Source organism: Trebonia sp., from assembly GCF_049794275.1.
In the GTDB taxonomy this organism is placed as follows: domain Bacteria; phylum Actinomycetota; class Actinomycetes; order Streptosporangiales; family Streptosporangiaceae; genus Trebonia.
Genome location: NZ_JBARCR010001291.1, coordinates 1 through 2,901, shown reverse-complemented (window position 1 = coordinate 2,901; position 2,901 = coordinate 1). Strand labels below are relative to the sequence as shown.

Genomic DNA, 2,901 nt, shown 5'->3' with positions numbered 1-2,901 from the left:
ACATCGAGCCGGGCGGCGGTCAGCTGCCGGACGGCGCGGGGCTCGAGGACGCCGTCGGCGACGACAGCACCGCCGCCACCTCAGCGTTCGCGGTGTGACACTCGGAGGCGACGCCGGTCCGCAGCGTCGCCGGCGTGGCATACCCCTGGCAGGTCCAGCCGTCCACCGTCACCGGCGCCCCGCCGCCGTTGCCCCGCACCCGGCCGTCGGCGATCATCGCCGCGTAGTCGCGTTCGACGGTCAGCACGGTGGCGCAGGCCACCGTCCCCTTTTCCACCTCGATCCGCACCGGCACGTTCGCCCCGGTGCGGGTGGTGCCGCAGGACGTCCCCGTCGCACCGGGCGCCGGCGGTCCCGATGAGCAGCCCGTCAGGACCGCCCCGAGCAGGCCCGTGGCCCCGCCCAGCCAGCACGCTGCGGCGAGCGCCGCCCGCTGGTGCTTCCGGCGTCCGCTCCTACGCCATCCACCCACCGGTCCACCCTAGAGCCCGTCTCTGCCGGATAGCATGACTATCCGTGAGTGAACCGGTACGCGGCGGACGGACTGTTGCCTACCTCGTTGAGCGCGGGCGTCTCGAGAGCTTCACGTCTGAAGACTTTGCTGTGGCGGCTGCGACCTTGCTGCAGCGGGCCGCACGGCGGCTAGAGACTACCGCGCGGGCCGCCTTGGACGGTGCTGACGTCGATGGAGCATATGTGGCTGCTTATGACGCGTACCGAATGAGCGCAGAGGCTCTCCTAGCGCGACAAGGGTTGCGGGCAACTGGCGGGGAGGGCTCTCACATGACAGTCGAGGACGCCGTGTCGGCTCAGTTCACCATTGACATTCCGGCTTTCGCGAAGCCGACGTTTGAGCGGTTCAGGCGGACTAGGCACTCGGCGCAATACTTCGATCCGGATGCCGCGCCGATCACCGAGGCCGACGCGTCGTGGGCGCTTCAGAAGGCAGGCGATGCTCTCGGCGGGGTGCGGAGCGTGCTGGAGAGTGCGCCTCCTGGCCGGTTTGACGAGTCTAGGCAAGCGCCAACCGCAGAATCGGGCGGCTAGTCACCGTGTCGTGGAACGACCCCGTTCCTGATTCCAGCCAGTCCGCGTCTCGGATAGTTGCCTGCACCGGGCGCCCGAGACGCTGCTCGACGTCGCCAAGAGTGCTGTAGAGCTGATCCCGGTCAGGGACGCCAAGAATGAGGACGTCGATGTCTGCCACGGGACGCTGGCCGGTGTGCCCCTGGTGCCTGGCGGCCCACGAGCCGTAGATGTAGGCGGCGGAGATGCCCGCAACTGGAGCTAGGGCTTGCGCGACGATCGCGGGAACGCCGAATGCTCTCGTCAGCACCTCGGACAGGCCGGCGTAGTACGGGCTGTCGGTGTTGGCGCGTGCCAGCCGGGTATTCCCGACCTTGCGCGTCGTCACCAGCCCGGCCCTCTCCGCCCGCTCGATCTCCCGGTGGACCGAAGACTGTGGTGCGCCGGCGCGTGCCGCGATCTCCGTCAGGCTGAGTTCGAGGGCGGGATCGCCCAGCAGCAGCGCGAGAATCTCGCCTTGCTGCTGCGAGCGCAGGATCGGCAAGAGCGACGGCGCAGGCTGCCTTTCCACAAACTGAATTATACTGTTCATTTTGTGGATACTCCTTCCAAGGAATCAGGGACTGCGGGGCTGCCGCGTGAGCGATCGTCGCCGGCGGTGGATACCGCGGTGTTCACGCCTCCTCGTCCAGGCGCGGCGCGCGGCTGATGGTGACGTCGCCGAGCTTGGTGCTGGCGTGCACCTCGACCTTGGCGACCGGCTCCTCGGCTTCGGGCGCGTCGGAGGGGGTGAGCTCGTTGTAGACGCGGCCGAGATCGGTGTTCAGCTCCAGCCTGGCGGCGCTGCCCTCGCGGATGCCGACCTCGACGCTGCCGTTCTTGGATGTGGCAGACACCTTGCCGCGCACGACCTCGCCGATCCGCACCTCGCCGTTAGAGCTTTCTGCGGTGATGTCGGACAGGGCGCGGTCGACTGACGCCGAACCGTTGGTGGTCTTGACGTTCGCGGGACCGGTGACGACGCCGACTCGCACCTTCCCGTTGCTGGTGGACACGTCGGCGGTGCCGTCCACGGCGCCGATCCGGACGTCACCGGAGCTGTTGTGCACTTCGGCGCGGCCGCTGACGCCCTCGACGGTGACCGCGCCGGCGCCGTTCCGGACGTTCAGCGGACCGGTCTCGGCGAGGTGGACGGCGCCGAGGTCGGTCTTGAGCGCGACGGTGCCCAGCACGCCATCGGCCTCGAAGTCGCCGAGATCGGCCTCACCGCGCACGTCGGAATCGGTGGGCAGCTGGATGGCGACGTCGACCGATTCAGGGCGCTTGCTGCTGAAGTTGACGAACCGGCCGCGGGGCTTCCTCGAGACGATGCTCAGCGTCCGGGTGGCCTCGTCGTACTCGACGCGGGTGTTCTCGGCGGCCTTGACGTCGGCGGCCTTCTCCGGGTCGCTAGGGCGGACCTCGACGATCGTGTCGGTGCGGTCGGAGACGGCGAAGCGGACGTCGGCGACGTAGAGGTCGAGCGCGACGGCGATCGGGGACGGGGTGTTGAAGTTCGATACGGACATCTCAAGTTCCTTTGCTGTCGTGGTGTTCGGGGATCAGCGGACCCAGCCGCTGTAGCTCTGGCCGACGATCCGGTCGGGCTGCTGCGCGGGGGCAGGCCGCGTGGCGCGCCGGCCATCGCTGGCCAGCCCGGCGGCGGCGGCCCGGACGATCCAGGCGTTGACGGAGATCCCGCCGCCAGCGGCGGCGTCCTCGATCAGGGCCTTGAGATTGGCGGGCAGCCGCAGATTGATCCGGACCATGGCGGCGTCGTCGCCCTCGGCGACGGGCAGCCGTACCTCTGCGGGGTGGTCCGCGGCGTCACCGACC

5 protein-coding genes are annotated in these 2,901 nt (G+C 69.3%); 1 reads left to right on the top strand and 4 read right to left on the bottom strand.

The genetic code is table 11. The annotated features are described in order from the left end of the window. Nucleotides 1-19 precede the first annotated feature (19 nt). Nucleotides 20-472, bottom strand: a complete 453-nt coding sequence (locus tag WA805_RS31365) for a hypothetical protein (RefSeq protein ID WP_422272600.1) — start codon at nucleotides 470-472, stop codon at nucleotides 20-22. Between the two features lie 311 nt (nucleotides 473-783). Between WA805_RS31365 and WA805_RS31360 the strand changes: the two genes are divergently transcribed. Further along, nucleotides 784-1,047, top strand: coding sequence for a hypothetical protein (locus WA805_RS31360; protein WP_425244147.1), 264 nt, complete (start codon nucleotides 784-786; stop codon nucleotides 1,045-1,047). Here the strand turns inward: WA805_RS31360 and WA805_RS31355 are convergent. From WA805_RS31355 to WA805_RS31345, 3 genes are all read right to left on the bottom strand, one after another. Beyond that, a complete protein-coding gene (locus WA805_RS31355) occupies nucleotides 1,013-1,597 on the bottom strand; it encodes a helix-turn-helix domain-containing protein (protein WP_422272601.1) in 585 nt (194 codons plus the stop codon). The two genes, WA805_RS31360 and WA805_RS31355, sit on opposite strands and share 35 nt — an antisense overlap. A gap of 103 nt (nucleotides 1,598-1,700) precedes the next feature. After that, nucleotides 1,701-2,594 (bottom strand): DUF4097 family beta strand repeat-containing protein, encoded by an 894-nt coding sequence (locus tag WA805_RS31350; protein ID WP_422339802.1) that lies wholly within the window; start codon nucleotides 2,592-2,594, stop codon nucleotides 1,701-1,703. Nucleotides 2,595-2,627: 33 nt separating this feature from the next. Next, nucleotides 2,628-2,901 (bottom strand): toxin-antitoxin system HicB family antitoxin (locus tag WA805_RS31345; protein ID WP_425244146.1); only part of this gene is annotated, 274 nt, incomplete at its 5' end.

Bases quoted from the DNA above. Each gene is read 5' to 3' on its own strand.
- WA805_RS31360 (WP_425244147.1), top strand. From the start codon at position 784: ATGACAGTCGAGGACGCCGTGTCGGCTCAGTTCACCATTGACATTCCG.
- WA805_RS31350 (WP_422339802.1), bottom strand. From the start codon at position 2,594: ATGTCCGTATCGAACTTCAACACCCCGTCCCCGATCGCCGTCGCGCTC.